The following is a 14,459-nucleotide window of genomic DNA, read 5'->3' as shown; positions in this document are numbered from 1 at the left end:
GCGGCCGTGATCAGGGCATGGCTGTGATCGGGTTCGCGGCTGTGACCCGTCTGTGGCTGTGGCCGGGTTCGCGGCTGTGACCCGTCTGTGGCTGTGGCCGGGTTCGCGGCTGTGACCACCTCCCGGGGCTCTGCCCGCTTCACGGTCTGAGGCCAGCTCAGGAGGGCAGTGGGCCCGCTCCGGCGGGATCCAGCAGGGGGGCCAGCAGGTCGCCGTACGCCTGGAGGCGGGGAGCGATGTCCGGGGCCCGCAGGACGAGGGCACCCGGGGACGCGCAGGCGGCCACCTCCTCCCATGTCACCGGCGCGGACACGGTCGGCTCCGCCCGCGCCCGCAGGGTGTAGGGCGCCGCCGTCGTCTTGCGCGCCGCGTTCTGGCTCCAGTCCACGAAGACCTTCCCCGGCCGCAGACTCCGCGTCATGCGGTGCAGCACCCGGCGCGGCATCGCCTGCTCCGCCTCCACGGCGAGCCGCTTGGCGTACTCGGTCGTCCGCCGCGACGGCGTGGGCTCCACCGAGGCCAGTAGATGCAGTCCCTTCGAGCCGGACGTCTTCGCATACGCCTCGATCCCGTCCTCGGCGAGCCGCTCCCGCAGCCACAGGGCGACCTCGCAGCACTCGACGACGGTCGCCGGTGCGCCCGGATCCAGGTCGAACACCAGCCGGTCCGCCACGTCGGGGGTCTCGACGCGCCACTGCGGGGTGTGGAACTCGGTGACGAGATTCGCCGCCCACATCAGGCTCGCCAGGTCCTGGATCAGCACCATGCGGGCGGGGCCCTCCGCGCGCGGCACCTCGGCCGTGGTGACCCAGTCGGGCGTACCCGGCGGCACGTTCTTGGCGAAGAAGACCTGGCCGTCCGGGCCGTCCGGGTACCGCAGGAAGGACAGCGGGCGGTCGCGCAGATGGGGCAGCAGCGCGTCCGCGGTGGTCGCGTAGTAGTGCAGCAGCTCGCCCTTGGTGAAGCCGGTCGCGGGATGGAGGACCTTCTCCAGATTGCTGAGTGCGAGCCGCCGCCCCTCCACCTCAGTGATCGGCGTCATACGATGAGAATCCCATGAAATCACCCGGTATCGAGTGAAAAGGTGCGGCACGTGCGATCCATTTGGAACGGCGCCATCTCGTTCGGCCTGGTCAGCATCCCCGTCAAACTGATGAACGCCACCGAGAACCACTCGCTCTCCTTCCGCCAGATCCATCTGAAGGACTGCGGCCGCATCCGCTACCGGAAGTTCTGCGAGCTGGAGGACCGCGAGGTCTCGCCGCCGGAGATCGGCAAGGGCTACGAGGACGCGGACGGTTCGGTCGTGCCGATCACGGACGAGGACCTGGCGCATCTGCCCCTCCCGACCGCCAAGACCATCGAGATCGTGGCCTTTGTGCCGGCCGACCGGATCGACCTGCTCCAGATGGACACGGCGTACTACCTGTCGGCGCACGGCGCCCCGGCCACCAAGCCCTACGCCCTGTTGCGGGAGGCGCTCAGGCGCAGCGGCAAGGTGGCCGTCGCGAAGTACGCGCTACGGGGCCGGGAGCGGCTCGGCATGCTGCGCGTGGTCGATGACGTGCTCACCATGCACGCACTGCTGTGGCCGGACGAGATCCGGGGGGCGGAGGGGGTGGCGCCGGAGGCCGACGTCTCCATCCGCGACAAGGAGCTGGATCTCGCGGACACGCTGATGGACACGCTGGGGGAGGTGGACTTGGACGAGCTGCACGACGAGTACCGCGAGGCGGTGGAGGAGCTGATCGCGGCGAAGGCGGAGGGCAGGAAGCCCCCGCCGGCTCCCGAGCCCGAGGGCGGCAAGGTCCTGGACCTGATGGCGGCCCTGGAGAAGAGCGTGCGCGTGGCCCGGGAGTCCCGGGGCGGGGAGCCGGGCCGGGAGGCGGAGGTGAGACACCTGCCGTCCCGGGAGCCGGCGCGTGCGGCACCGAAGGAGGTCGGCGGCAAGAAGTCGACGTCGACCGCGAAGAAGGCGACGGCGACGAAGACCGCGCCGAAGAAGACGACGGCGGGTACGACGAAGTCGACGTCCAACGCCAAGACCGGCACGAAGACGGCGGCCAAGAAGACCGCAGCGAAGAAGACCTCAGCGAAGAAGGCGACGGCGAAGAAGGCGACGGCGAGGGAGACGACGGCGAAGAAGGCGACGGCGAGGGAGACGACGGCGAAGAAGGCGACGGCGAAGGAGACGACGGCGAAGAAGGCGACGGCGAGGGAGACGACGGCGAAGAAGACCACCGAGAAGAAGGCGGCGGGGCGGAAGCGGGCCGGGTGAGGTGTGCGCGACGCCCGGCGACCACAGCCCCGTACCTGCACCGGTGCCGTACCCGTTCCGGATGCCGCTCCTGACCACCCATACCCCGGAGACGGACGTCATTCCCCGCGGGCCCCCTCATCGTCCAACGGCATCCCGTCGGTCGGCGCAGCGTCGGGATCCCGGAGCCGGACGTCGTCGCTCGGAGCGGGGGCAGGGGCAGGGCCAGGCGTCGATGCGGCCGAGCGGAGATCCGGGCGGAGATACGCAGAGGCCTGTGGAGAGGGGAGGGCGCTCGGGAGGAAGGCCCTGTCCTCGTCGTGCCTGCGGTGGCCGTGGGACCCGGCCGAGGGGGAGGAAGTGGCGTGATGCCCGTTCTGGCCGTTCTGTCCATCCTTCCCGTCCGTCCCGTCCTTGCCTTCCCTGCCGTCCGTCCCGTCCTTGCCTTCCCTGCCCTCCGTTCCTTCCCTGCCGTCCTGACCGTCCTGGCCGTCTTTCCCGTCCCTGCCGTCCTTCCCGTCCTTGCCTTGCAGGCCCTGGGGACCGGCCGGTCCCGGAGGGCCGGGCGGACCGGAGGGGCCGACCTCGATCTGATGTGCCTGCAGATCGTCGATCTGGATCTGCTCTGCGATGAGCGCGACGGACTGCACGACGAGCGCGGCGATCAGTGCTCCGCCGAGCACGAGGTGGAGTCGCGGCCTTCGGTGAGTTTCGTTCACGCTGCTCACATGCCCCTCACGGTGTGTGACGGCACGAGTGTATGTGACGATGAGTCAGATAATAGGGATCTTCTCGTCGAGTCCCGGCACGTCGCCCACCGGGGCCGCCCCGGGTCCGTCGGGCTCGCGGCGATCAGTGGGACACGGTCACCTCCCGCGCTGGGTTCTTCATGATACGAACGTATCACATGCTTGATACGGCTGTACCATCAAGGCGTGGGCCAACCCCGGCCAGGGGAAACAGCGAGTGGAGGAGCCGTTGATGCCCAAGCGCGTGGACCACGCGGAGCGGCGCAGCGAGATCGCCGAGGCTCTCCTTCGGGTGGCGGCGCGACGCGGACTGCACGCCGTGGGCATGCGCGATGTGGCAGCGGAGGCGGGCGTGTCACTCCGGCTGGTGCAGTACTACTTCGAATCCAAGGAGAAGTTGCTGCTCCACGGGCTGCAGCACCTGGCCGAGAGATTCGGGGAGCGGGCCACGGCCCTGGTCCGGGCCGCCGGCCATGATCCGGGACCGCGCGCGATGATCGAGGCGATGCTGAGGGCGGCGCTGCCGACCGACGAGGAGAGCCGCACCTTCCACCTCGTCTACACCTCGTACGCCGTGCTGTCCGTCACCGATCAGGCGCTCGCCGCCCAGCCCTTCATCAAGAACCCGGATGCCGCCGAGAGCGCCCTGGTCCGGATCCTGCGGCAGGCGCAGGAGAGTGGTCTCCTTCGGCCCGGTGTGGACGTGCGGTTGGAGGCGGTCAGCCTGCTCGCCATGTCCGCGGGACTCGGCATCGGCATCCTCGTCGGCCGGCGCAGCCCGGAGACGGCCACCACAGTCCTGGACCACCACCTGGACCGCATCTTCCGGAGCACGTGATCGACGGCCGGCCTCCGACATGGTCTCCAGCGGGCAGAAGCAGGGCGGTCAGGGCGGCGGCACACATGCCAAGCCGCCAGTCGAGCGGCTCAGGGCGGCGCAGCGCAGCCAGGGCGCGAAACCGCGGACGTGGTCGGAACCGCGGCGGCCCGGGTCCCGTGGAAGGCCTTGACCGCCCCCGGATGGTCGAGAACCACCGGCACGGCCGAGGTGGTCCTCACCCGGCCCTGTCGCGGGCCTCGGTCAGCTGCCGCTGACGTCTTCGGTGGCGTTGCCCGTATGCGGCGTCGCGCACCTCCTCGGCGTTCTCAAGCCCCGTCCCGAACGCACCGCCGATCATGGAGATGGACGTCACGAACCAGCTCAGTGTGACGTAGTCCGAGGCATCGACGGTGTGGTGCACGATCCTGCCGAAGACGGACGGGGTCACGACCAGGAACGAGACCGCCACAAGGGTCACGAACAGCGCGGCGTAGAGGAAGAACACCCCCAGCCCGATGGTGAGGAGCGTGACCAGGTTGTAGGGGTACAGCGGCGCGTGGGCGCCGGGCAGGTCCCCGGCGCGTTCCCACAGCCGGTGGTCGATGATGACCCACGCGGTGAGGGAGAGGGTGGACAGCACGGCGATGAGCGTCAGCTGCGGGATGCCCAGAGCGGTCGCGACCTGCCAGGTCGTGCTGTTGAGGAACCCGACGGCCGCTGTGGCGAAGACCCCGGCCAGGGCGCGGGAGAGGCTCGTGAACAGCCGCCATGGGCGGTTGGCGCGCACCATGCCCAGGACCAGACGGACGTGGCCGCGCAGCCCCGGCACCACGTAGCGTTCGCGGGTGGACTCCTCCACGGGTGCCGGACGGCCGACGACCGGGGAATCCAGCGGTTTCTCGTCCTGTGCGATCAGTTGCCTGACGGCGCCGACCACCGCCTGCCGCACTCGGCGCGGCAGACGCCGGGAGCCGAGGGCGGGCAGCGAGATCAGCGCGATCCTGTGCTCCGGGTCGACTTCGGTGCTCACCGGTTTGCGCTCCGCCCGGCGCGGCAGATCGGTGAGGAAGACGCCGATGTCCCAGTCGCCGTTCTCGAGATGCGTGCCGACGATTTCCACCAGGTCGGACACGTCGACCTGCTCGTCCGCCACCAGGGGCGCCGTCACGGTGTCCACCTGCCAGTGGATGTTCCCGCCGATGCGGCGGCGCAGATGCTCCGGCAGACGGGGGGCGAGGTCCCGGGCGAGTTCGGAGGGCAGGCCCGGGTCGGCGACCAGGACGAGCCTCAGGTTCCTGCCGGTCGTGTCCGCCTCGGGCTGCCTCATACACCCTCGTCCTGCCGGGTAGGCCTCGGTGACGTCGTGCCTCGTCCCTTCTCCCAGGCTGCCACCACAGGGAGGGCTGCGCCCGTCCATCTGGGCGGCCCCCCGCAGGGCCTCCTGCGGCTCACCGAGGACGGCATCCACCTGGCCGTCGCGGCCTTCCCTCCTACTGTTCGTGGGGTTTCCGACCGCTTAGGTCCTCCACGACGTCATCAGGTCGGCGCAGGGCCGTGCCGGGAGGAGACGGTCGTCCTCTCCGCCCTGGACAACGGCCTTGTCTTTCGTCGCGGGCGGTGCCCGAGGCGGCCGGGGGCTGCTTTGTGGCGGCGCTCGACGCGGCCGCGGGACCGCTTCCCGCTCCAGGAGGAGCAGCCCCCCGCCGCCGGCAATTCCCGCGCGCGGTCCCGCCCGGGCCCCTCCGCCCGGGCCCCTCCGCCCGGGCCCCTCCGCCGGGGCGCCGACATCCGGGTCGGCGAGCGCGGCGACGACCGGCCGGATGCGCTCGGCGAGGCCCCGGGGGCCGTGGAGGCCGGGGGGACGGGTGCGGGCCTGTGAGGGCGTCACGGCGGCCGCGTCCCGGGCCGTCATCAACGGCTCCGGGTCGAACGGGGCGGTGGGGTCGTGCCGCAGCCGACGGGCGTAGTCCGCCACGGCGGCCAGGGCGTCGGCGAGCGCGTCACGATGCGCCCCCCAACGGCGAACCGGGAACAGCAGGATCAGCACGGCCTGCACCACGCCTCCGAGCGCGATGACCCCGGTGTGCTCCAGGGCTCGCCCTACGCTCGTGGGCAGGGTGATGGTCACCAGCATGCTGCCGACCGTCGTCGCCGCGACGATCCCGGCGGTCGACCCGACGGCCCATGCCATCCCCGCGGCAAAGGCCCAGACGGCCAGCAGCGCGAGGAACGTCGCGAGTCGCCCCGCCGCCAGGTAGCCCACGAAGGTGCTGAGCGCCAGTCCCGCGCCCGCGCCGAGCGCGATCACCTTGCGCGGACGCCAGGTGCGCTGGAAGGTGGCCCCACCCGCGGAGTAGGCACCGAGGGCGGCGGACGCGGCGTACGCGGGGGAGACCAGCCACAGCGCCAGCCCGATGACGATCGCCACCCCAGCGGCCGTGCGCAGCGCGAGCAGGGGCTCCAGCCGCGTCTCCTCGATGGTGAGCCCGGATCGCACGACCTCCCCGAAGGCCCGCAGCCACGTCACGGACGTGAGCATAGGCGGAACCCCCTGCCGGGTCGCGTCAGCCTCGCCGCAGCCTCCCGGCGACGGCGCGCTCGGCGGGCGCGGGCCCCGGGCCGACCTCCACCGACAAACCGCCACCCCTCGCGTACGGGGCGATCGATGACCACACCGCCGGCACCCCCTGCTCAGCCCCGGCGGCCGCGCCTCGACGCCGTCCCCGTAGCCGATCCCGGATGAACGACGCAGGCCGCGAAGCGTCTGACACGTCGGCCCCTGCCCGCGGTTCGGGCAGGGGCCGATGCGCGGCGCGGGGCGTCAGAAGGCGCTGGTGCCGTTCGGAGTGCCGAGTCCGGTCGGCCCGTCGTAGCCGGTGCCGGCCGTGCACAGGTAGTTTCCGCAGGTGCCGTTCGAGCCCGACGTGACGTCGTTCAGCGCCGAGGTGTGACTGTACGGGTACGAACCAGCCACCACCGAACCGGTGTTGCCTGCCAGCGCGTACACGCTCGCGATGATCGGCGACGAGGCGCTCGTGCCGCCCACCTGCACCCAGCCGTCCGCGCCCGCGACGGCTCCGAGCGAGATCAGCAGGTCGCAGTAGGAGCTGGTGCCACACGAGTTGTAGGTGTCGTAGACCGCGACGCCGGTGTTGGGGTCGGCGACCGCGGACACGTCCGCGACCGTACGCTTCGCGCAACCGGTGTCGTGCTGCCAGGAGGGCTTCGCCTCGTACGCTGAGCAGCCGGAACCCGCACCGCTCGTACTGGTGGCCGAACCCCAAGCGGTCTCGCTCCAACCGCGCGCGTTGGCCGCCTTGGTGAGCGACGTACCGCCGACGGCGGTGACGTAGGGCGAGGACGCCGGCCACGACACCCCGTAGCCGGAGTCGCCGGAACTGGCGGTGGCGGCGATCCCCGGGTGGTCGAAGTGGCTGTCGTCCGAGGTGATGGTGGAGTCCTCGGCGCCGCCCCAGCTGTTGGAGATGGAGACCACGCCCGGGGTGGCGGCGGCCTGGTCCTCGGCCTTCATCAGATCGCTCGCGTTGGCCGAGTTGGCCTCGACGAGCAGGACGTGGCAGTCAGGGCACGTCGCCGAGACCATGTCGAGGTCGAGGCTGATCTCCTCGGCCCAACCGGCGTCAGCGGACGGCAGCGGCGACGCCTGCCCGTTCTGGTTCACCTTGTGGAAGCAGCCGTTCGCCGTCGTACAGGCCGACAGTCCGTATGCGCTGCGGTACTTACCGAGGTCCGCCTCGGCGGACGGGTCGTCGTACGCGTCGACGATGGCCACGGTACGGCCGCCGCCCGATGTCCCGCCGAGGTTGTATGCGGAACGCAGGTCCGACGGCACATACCCGGCCGTCGTCGGCGACCCCGTGGTCAGCGGCGCCAGCAGGCCGGACGAGGTGCGGTGCGCCCGCATCAGGCCGAAACAGCGCGCCTGCCCCGCGTGCGCGGGGTGGGCGCAACCGAAGTCGAGCACCGGCGACGAGGCCGCCCGCGCAGGCACCGCGGCCTGCGCGGCACCGGCGCCGACCACGCCTCCGGCCAGCACGGTGAACGCGAGAGTGATGAGCCCGGTCAGCAGGGCTGTCGCTCGCCGGGCACGGCGTATGTGAGGAGAGGAGCCGCTGTCTCTTTGCGCCGTAAGACGGTCCATCGAGCCTCCTGGGGGAGTTGGGGGCACTCGTGCGGCACCGCGCACGATCGGCCGCCTGGGGACGGGCGGTCGGTTCGAGGCAGGTGGTAGGCGCCGTAGGCAGTTGAATTTGAGTCAGGATTGAGGTGCGGCCACCATGCCGCCGCCGCACACCACCGTCAAGAGCATGCCAACCCCCCAATCTGCGCTGGGCAGGGCCAGTTGGGGGGCTGACCTGGGCGAACGGTCGGGTCGTGGCCTCGTAGGGCTCGGCTGCTTTCACCATTCCCCCCTATTCCAGCTGGATCTGGTGCGGTTGTGGTGCGGTTGTGGTGCGCCTCCACGGCCATATGCGCATCAAGGTGGACTCATGGTCGGTGCTGCGGAGTGGCCCATGCGGCGACCGACAAAGGGAGGTAGGGGCCACCGAGCCGGAGGCCGCGGCGTAGACGCCGTGTTGAGGCCGGTGCTGAAGGAGTCCTTCGGGTGGTCACACGCTGCACAGAAAAGGCGCTTGATCCATGACCTGGTCGAGCGGTTGTAGATCCAGAGACTGATCGGCATCATGTCGGCGTGGACCAGGGCTTGGCGGCTGTGCTCGGAGCAGGTGTCGGCGTCATCGGCACTCTGGGTACCGCGTTTCTGACGTATGTGGCGACACGACAGCAAGGGCGCGTGGAGCACGGACAGTGGTTACGTGAGCAGCGTCAGCGGGCATACGAGGATTTCCTCATCGCCTACGACCGTTTTACCGGAGCCGCCATAGCGTTGGAGGACGCATTAAAGCGAGGCCAGACAGAGGTACCACAAGATCTGTCAGCTTCCTTCAAAGACTCGCTCGAAACCTTCATCTCCGCCCGAAGTCGGGTTGCGGTGACCGGACCCGCCTTTGCCTCGCAAAGCGCGGGGAAGGTGGCAGCTCTCCTACGGGAGGTTTCCACCTCCCTCGAAGCCTGGCTTGATGACCTGCTGTCAGGAGCTGACGTTTCTGAGAGGAATGCCCAACTTCAAGAACTGCAGCAGCGAGTTCAGTACGCGTACCGAGACTTTGTGCGTGACGTGCGTGGCATTCTGGAGTCGCCCCCAGCCACCGGCGGGACATCCTGGCAGAGAACTCGATCAGAGGATGGCTATCGCAACGACCACGACTCGCGATGAGGGCCACCGCGCTGGTCTATTGGCTTAGAGAACCTGCTCGGCCCAGACCGTCTTGCCGTCGGAGGAGTAGCGGACGCCCCAGTTCTGTGAGAGTTGGGCGACTATGAAAAGGCCGCGCCCGCCTTCGTCCACCGTCTTGGCGTGGCGCAACCGCGGTGCGAGGGGGTTGCCGTCGTGGACCTCGCAGGTGAGTGTGCGGTCCTTGACGAGCTGCAACCGCAGGGGCGGGGTGCCGTAGCAGACGGCGTTGGTGACCAGTTCGCTGACGATCATTTCGGTCGTGTAGGCGGTCTCCTCATCCACTCCCCAGAGGGCGAGCTGGTGTTGGGCGTGGGTGCGCGCCGTGGCGACAGCTGTCGGGTGTTGGTCGACAGGCCACGTGGCGACCTGGTCAGCGGGGAATGGGCGGGTGCGGGCGAGGAGCAGGATGACGTCGCCGTGGCGGGTGTCGGTCCGCAGCCGGTAGAGCACGTCATCGCACAGATCCTGCAGTGGCCGGTCAGGGTGTGCCAGCACCCGTGCGAGGGTGTCCGGGGACGGGCAGCTGCGCTGGAGGGCTGCGGTGTAGAAGGCGAGGACGCTGTCGTCCGCGACAGAGACCGTGGTGGCGGCGAAGGGGGGTCCCTCGGCGCTGCCCAGGAGAGGTCCGCTCGGCACGTGAGGGATCTCGGTCCTCCCGTCCGGATGGGCGATGACGGGTGGAGGGTGGCCGGCCAGGGCGATGGTGCAGGTCTGACTGAGCGGGTCGTAGACCGCGTAGGCGCAGCTTCCCGTGAGCGGCTGCGAGCGCACGGGGTCGCCGGGCGGCAGAGCCGCGCGTTCCTGGGCCATGTCCAGGGCGGTGTCGTTGAGGCGTGCGAGCAGCTCGTCGGGCTCCAGGTCGAGTGCGGCCAGGGAGTGGATGGCGGTCCGCATCTGTCCCAGGGTGGTGGCCGCGAGGATGCCGTGGCCGGCGCATTCGCCGACCACCAGTGCGGTGCGGGCGCCGGGCAGGTCGAAGGTGTCGAACCCGCCGCCTCCGCCCTCCTCGGAAAGTACGTGCAGGTGTGCGGTCTCAACGGTGGTCCTGGTCGCAGGGCGGGGAGGCAGCACGTGGCGTTGGATCGTCATGGCGATGGCGTGTTCGCGGGCGTAGCGGCGGGCGTTGTCGATGCACAGCGTGGTGTGAGCGGCGATCGCGACGGCGAGGGTGACATCGCCCTCGTCGTAGACGTCCGCCTGGTCGGTGCGGTACAGGCTCAGCAGCCCCAGCACGGTTCCACGCAGCGCCAGGGGTGCCGTGATGAGGCTGTGGGCGCCGGATGCCCGGATCGCTTCGGCGCGCTGCGGGACGGCCGCGAGCCAGGGCGTCTCGGGGCCCAGGGCGACGAGGCGGGGCTTGAGGTCGGCGAGCGTCTGGGCGTGAGGCGTCGGGAAGGGCAGAGCGCGCACGTCACCCACCGGATGTGCCTGAATCTGCCGCTCGCCGCCGCTGTGGCCGAAGGCCGCACGGCGCAGCGGCACGTCCCGCCCCAGAGGGCTCAGCGGAGGGTCCTCGCCGCGCACCACCGCGTCCACCACTTCCACCACGGCGATGTCGGCGAGGTTGGGCACCAGCGCCTGCACCAGTTCCTCGCAGGTGGCCACCACGTCGAGGGTCCGTCCCACGTGCTCGCGCACCGAGCCGAGGACGCGCAGGCGGGCGTCCACCTTCTCGCGTTCGGTGACGTCGAGCATCTCCGCCAGCACTCCCAAGATCGTCCCCTGCGGGCTCTCCAGACGAGACGCCGAGACGGAGAACAGGTACTCCGGCCCCGGCGCGCCCTTCGGACGCACCCCCACCAGCCGCCCCCGTGTGGGCGTGCCGCTCTCCAGCACGCTCTGCAGCATCGCCTTCACCTCACCGGGTGCGGAAAGGTCATACACGTCCGTGAGGTGCCGGCCCACGATCGGTTCAGTGGGGGCCGAGTGCAGAACCGGCATGGTGCGGTTGAGCCGCAGGATTCGCAGATCCGTGTCCAAGATCAGCAGGCCTGTGGGGGACTGGTGGAAGAGAGCCTCCAGTACTGCGGCATCCTCGACGGGCGAGATGGCTTCGTTTTGCGCCACGGCAACCCACCTCCAATATCCAGCCTGCCCCTGGGTCCCACGCGCCGCTCCCTCACCTCGCGGGACGTGCCGGACGGCGCAGGTCCGGATGTGTGTGCCGGGGCGCACCCCTGCGAGGGACGGTGGATCATCGCACCGCGAGTAAGGCGGCACTCTCGGGTGGGCCGGTGGAGGGCTGTGAGTGGCCGTGAGGGGGCAGACACGCGTGTCCCGGCTGCCGAGCACGACGATGGCGCCGGTGGTGGCGAGCTGCTCCGCGACGAAGTAGCCGATCCCGGTGTTACCCCCGGTGACCAGGAAGCTTTTGCCCTCCGCAGAGGGAAGCCGGTGAACGTTCCACGGTTGGCTCTGAGACGCGGAAGACACGATGAAAGGCTCCTTGTGCTCGGGGGCGGCGTGCTCATCGGGAACACCGACCCCCCCAAGGGCGCAACCTCCACCGACAAACCACCGACAGATCACGGCCACCGCCGACAGGCTTCCGATCACCCTCCCGGAAAGCTGCGGGGAGCAAGGCGCTCGGGCACATTGGTTGATCACAGCCACACACAGACCCTCGGGCACTGCCGCCCGATCCCGTTCACAGTCGGGGCCGCCGCGTGATCGAACCGCCCCTCGTCACCCGGTTCAAGCAGACCTCACCCAGTGGTCCGGCAGCACCCGAAAGACACTGGACGCAAGATCACCCGATCGGCCATGATCCCGGCGTGCATATACCGAGACGATACGCCGAGGCGCTCGCCGCAACCTTTCTGACGGCAGTGCTGGCCGGCTGCTCAACCCCACGCTCCCCGGCTTCGCCGGCGGCCACGGCCTCGGCGGCTTCATCTCCGTCGGCCTCCGCGACCCCCTCCTCGACATCGGGCGCACCTGCGTCTGGGGCGGGAGCACAGCTCATGGCCACCATCCTGCCGGTACCGGCAGGCGCGCATGCCTGGACCGATCGCAACGGCGCGCTGGACTTGGACGGCTTCGCCCACGGGCTCTTCAGGGCAGACCTCGTCTCGCGGGAGAAGGCCGTGCTCGTACGCCGACGCTTCGTCGCGGCCGCGCGGCAGGGCTGGATCAGTACCGATGGAAGCCAGGCCGACGTCTTCCTCGTTCGGTTCGCCGCACCCACCGGCGCCGAGAGCATGTACAAGTCCTTGGCACACACCTGGCAGACCAGCGGCACGCCGCACCAGCAGACCTTCGCGGACCCCGCGGACCACGCCACCGGGTCCGTCATCAGCACCCTCGACAACCTGGGGAACGCCGGTGTCAAACTGATCAGCGTCCGCAAGAACCTGTTCGTCTACATCCACTACTACACCGCCGCGACCCCCGACCGCAGCGGGGCGCAGAACCTCCTCCATCGCCAACTCGACGCCCTCGACAAGTAGAAGGCGATCCCTCGCCCCGGCCGACGGCCAGGCGGCCGGCAGGCACCTTCCGGGCCCGGCATCAGGACAACCCGAGGGTCGCGGGAGTCAGGCGGCTGGGCCGGTGCCCCTCAGTGGGTGCCGGCGGTCCTCACAGGCGCCCGCGGGTGGCCCCGAGGCGTGGCGATTCGTGGTGGGCGGGGTCGCCTGGCGTTGGTGCGGGCCCTCGCCTATCCCGGACGTCACCTGCGGCGATGCTCCGTGAGCCGTGAGCCGTGAGCCGTGAGCCGTGAGCGTGAGCCGTGTAGCCGTTGCCCTTGCACCCCGCCGCTGACGGTATGTCACGGCATAACTGATCCTGGTGGGACTGCACCGTAGCCCCACCAAAGATGATGGCGCAGGTCAGGATCGCCATGATGGCTTGGGTGACAACCGTTACGACGGCTCCGGCCCGTGCTGCGATCGCGGCCGCCGTGATGGCGAGGATTCCGACTCCGCCGGCGGCGGCCAGGTAGTTCCACAACGAGTCGGTCGTGACGGTCTTGCCTGGGTCGAGGTTGAAACCGGACAGGTACCAGAGTCCGAAGATCACCACCAAGGCGATCAGCTCCAGGAGCACCAGACCGCACCCGGCTCCGATGTCGGCACCTCGGTCGGCAACGCGGCTTTGTCCCGGGCCGGTGGTCGCATCGAAGGCCGGCGGAGCAACTGGCAGATCCATACCCGCACCATGCCCGCGCGGGCAAGGCGGGCGCATGAGCACGGGTACTCAGCTCCGCTCAGGTGGATCTCGTGATCCATCCGACGTCCCGGATCGGCCCCGCCGGGGCGGTGTGGGCCCACGTCTCGAAACCCGACGTCGGACGGGTGCATCCATCGTGGCAGAAGTACTTTTGCACCACGAAAGTAGATGCAAGAATGAAGCCAGTTGAGGGATGCCTACCGAGAGATGGGAGAACCCATGTCAAGTAGCGAGTACCGCCGCTCGGCCAGGGCGACGGTCGATCTGCAGGCCGCGCACCAGGCCCAACTGGCCGCCAGTACGCCGCCCCCCTATCAAGGGTGGTGGGCCCCTGTAGCAGGCGCTACTCACGGAGTCGGGATGGCCCTGGCCACCGGGCCGCTCCTGTACAAGGCGGACGGTGCGGCGTGGAGGCTTGCGTTACTGGTCGCTACGATCGCAGCGCTGTCCGTCTTCCCAGTCATGTGCGGGGTCCGGGTGCTCCGTATGCAGGTCCGTGCTTGGCCACCGCGTGGAACCACGAGCCAACGCGTACTCCTCGAAGGTCTACCGGTGGTCGCCTATGGGGTCGCCGCCCTCGCGTTCCTCGCCTTCGGCTCGAGCGTGGGTGCGATCGCCCTGGGGATACTCGGAGGAGGCTCCCTATGGTGGCGAGAAACACGCAAGAGCGCGCTCCGCTCCGAGACGGTGGGGACGCTGAGGGCGTTGGGGCGCACAGAATGAACCAGGCCGCCTCACCAGCGCTGGACCAGGTCATTCACCATCCGACACGGCTGACCATGATGGCCTTCCTCGCCGGTTGCGCCGAAGCTGAATTCGCCGCGGTCCGTGAGTACTGCCAGGTCTCCGACGCGAGCGTCAGCCGCATCGCGACGGTCCTGGAGGAGGCCGGGTACGTCAAGGTCCGCAAAGGAGCGGTCGGACGCCGCCCGCGCACGTGGTTGTCGCTGACATCAGCCGGCCGTACGGCTCTCAAGCGTCACCTTGCTGCGCTCCAGGCCATCGTCGATGCGGCGCAAGCCGCAGGCGCGGAAGCAAGCGGTCACGATGGCTGAGGCACGACTCAGCGGAGCCTGATGACGCTTGCGACCTCTCATAGGTGCCCGGGCGAAGCCCCGAGCGGATGCGGTGTTCAGTTCCCGC

11 protein-coding genes and 1 pseudogene are annotated in these 14,459 nt (G+C 69.8%); 5 read left to right on the top strand and 7 right to left on the bottom strand.

Translation table 11 applies throughout. The annotated features are described in order from the left end of the window. Nucleotides 1-157: 157 nt before the first annotated feature. On the bottom strand, nucleotides 158-1,042 hold the full coding sequence (ligD, locus tag ACIP94_RS16250) for a non-homologous end-joining DNA ligase (protein ID WP_402425378.1): 885 nt from the start codon (nucleotides 1,040-1,042) through the stop codon (nucleotides 158-160). Nucleotides 1,043-1,084: 42 nt separating this feature from the next. On the opposite strand from ligD, the gene ACIP94_RS16245 reads away from it, so the two are divergent. Beyond that, a complete protein-coding gene (locus tag ACIP94_RS16245; RefSeq protein ID WP_402425376.1) occupies nucleotides 1,085-2,278 on the top strand; it encodes a Ku protein in 1,194 nt (397 codons plus the stop codon). A 98-nt stretch (nucleotides 2,279-2,376) separates the two neighbouring features. Here the strand turns inward: ACIP94_RS16245 and ACIP94_RS16240 are convergent, their stop codons facing one another. Continuing rightward, nucleotides 2,377-2,940, bottom strand: coding sequence for a hypothetical protein (locus ACIP94_RS16240; RefSeq protein WP_402425373.1), 564 nt, complete (start codon nucleotides 2,938-2,940; stop codon nucleotides 2,377-2,379). A 298-nt stretch (nucleotides 2,941-3,238) separates the two neighbouring features. Between ACIP94_RS16240 and ACIP94_RS16235 the strand changes: the two genes are divergently transcribed. Then, nucleotides 3,239-3,844, top strand: a complete 606-nt coding sequence (locus tag ACIP94_RS16235) for a TetR/AcrR family transcriptional regulator (protein ID WP_402425370.1) — start codon at nucleotides 3,239-3,241, stop codon at nucleotides 3,842-3,844. A 217-nt stretch (nucleotides 3,845-4,061) separates the two neighbouring features. Here ACIP94_RS16235 and ACIP94_RS16230 read toward each other — a convergent pair whose 3' ends face one another. The 3 genes and pseudogenes from ACIP94_RS16230 to ACIP94_RS16220 all read right to left on the bottom strand — a co-directional run bounded on the left by ACIP94_RS16230 (nucleotide 4,062) and on the right by ACIP94_RS16220 (nucleotide 7,988). Next, on the bottom strand, nucleotides 4,062-5,153 hold the full coding sequence (locus ACIP94_RS16230) for a hypothetical protein (protein ID WP_402425368.1): 1,092 nt from the start codon (nucleotides 5,151-5,153) through the stop codon (nucleotides 4,062-4,064). Nucleotides 5,154-5,582: 429 nt separating this feature from the next. Beyond that, nucleotides 5,583-6,353: pseudogene (locus ACIP94_RS16225) on the bottom strand (FUSC family protein); the annotation flags it as partial. Between the two features lie 294 nt (nucleotides 6,354-6,647). Further along, the gene (locus ACIP94_RS16220) at nucleotides 6,648-7,988 is read right to left on the bottom strand and encodes a peptidase S8 (RefSeq protein ID WP_402425365.1); all 1,341 of its coding nucleotides are present in this window, start codon (nucleotides 7,986-7,988) and stop codon (nucleotides 6,648-6,650) included. Between the two features lie 552 nt (nucleotides 7,989-8,540). On the opposite strand from ACIP94_RS16220, the gene ACIP94_RS16215 reads away from it, so the two are divergent. Beyond that, a complete protein-coding gene (locus ACIP94_RS16215) occupies nucleotides 8,541-9,125 on the top strand; it encodes a hypothetical protein (protein ID WP_402425363.1) in 585 nt (194 codons plus the stop codon). A 24-nt stretch (nucleotides 9,126-9,149) separates the two neighbouring features. Here ACIP94_RS16215 and ACIP94_RS16210 read toward each other — a convergent pair whose 3' ends face one another. Next, on the bottom strand, nucleotides 9,150-11,213 hold the full coding sequence (locus tag ACIP94_RS16210; RefSeq protein WP_402425361.1) for a SpoIIE family protein phosphatase: 2,064 nt from the start codon (nucleotides 11,211-11,213) through the stop codon (nucleotides 9,150-9,152). Between the two features lie 896 nt (nucleotides 11,214-12,109). On the opposite strand from ACIP94_RS16210, the gene ACIP94_RS16205 reads away from it, so the two are divergent. Further along, a complete protein-coding gene (locus ACIP94_RS16205) occupies nucleotides 12,110-12,595 on the top strand; it encodes a hypothetical protein (protein ID WP_402425358.1) in 486 nt (161 codons plus the stop codon). Nucleotides 12,596-12,725: 130 nt separating this feature from the next. On the opposite strand, the gene ACIP94_RS16200 is transcribed toward ACIP94_RS16205, so the two are convergent. Beyond that, nucleotides 12,726-13,295 carry a DUF6234 family protein gene (locus tag ACIP94_RS16200; protein WP_402425356.1) on the bottom strand — a complete coding sequence of 190 codons (570 nt, stop codon included), beginning with the start codon at nucleotides 13,293-13,295 and terminating at the stop codon, nucleotides 12,726-12,728. 740 nt (nucleotides 13,296-14,035) lie between these two features. Between ACIP94_RS16200 and ACIP94_RS16195 the strand changes: the two genes are divergently transcribed. Further along, complete coding sequence (locus ACIP94_RS16195; RefSeq protein WP_402425354.1) at nucleotides 14,036-14,371, top strand: winged helix-turn-helix domain-containing protein; 336 nt, start codon at nucleotides 14,036-14,038, stop codon at nucleotides 14,369-14,371. Nucleotides 14,372-14,459: the final 88 nt, after the last annotated feature.

Source organism: Streptomyces sp. NPDC093261 (assembly GCF_044753645.1).
Classification (GTDB): Bacteria; Actinomycetota; Actinomycetes; order Streptomycetales; family Streptomycetaceae; genus Streptomyces.
Note: the sequence above shows the minus strand (reverse complement) of the source record. Positions and strands in the feature narration are given on the sequence as shown.

Coding starts and splice junctions, on each gene's coding strand:
- ligD (WP_402425378.1), bottom strand. CDS start 1,042: ATGACGCCGATCACTGAGGTGGAGGGGCGGCGGCTCGCACTCAGCAAT.
- ACIP94_RS16235 (WP_402425370.1), top strand. CDS start 3,239: ATGCCCAAGCGCGTGGACCACGCGGAGCGGCGCAGCGAGATCGCCGAG.
- ACIP94_RS16230 (WP_402425368.1), bottom strand. CDS start 5,153: ATGAGGCAGCCCGAGGCGGACACGACCGGCAGGAACCTGAGGCTCGTC.
- ACIP94_RS16220 (WP_402425365.1), bottom strand. CDS start 7,988: ATGGACCGTCTTACGGCGCAAAGAGACAGCGGCTCCTCTCCTCACATA.
- ACIP94_RS16205 (WP_402425358.1), top strand. CDS start 12,110: ATGGCCACCATCCTGCCGGTACCGGCAGGCGCGCATGCCTGGACCGAT.
- ACIP94_RS16200 (WP_402425356.1), bottom strand. CDS start 13,295: ATGGATCTGCCAGTTGCTCCGCCGGCCTTCGATGCGACCACCGGCCCG.
- ACIP94_RS16195 (WP_402425354.1), top strand. CDS start 14,036: ATGAACCAGGCCGCCTCACCAGCGCTGGACCAGGTCATTCACCATCCG.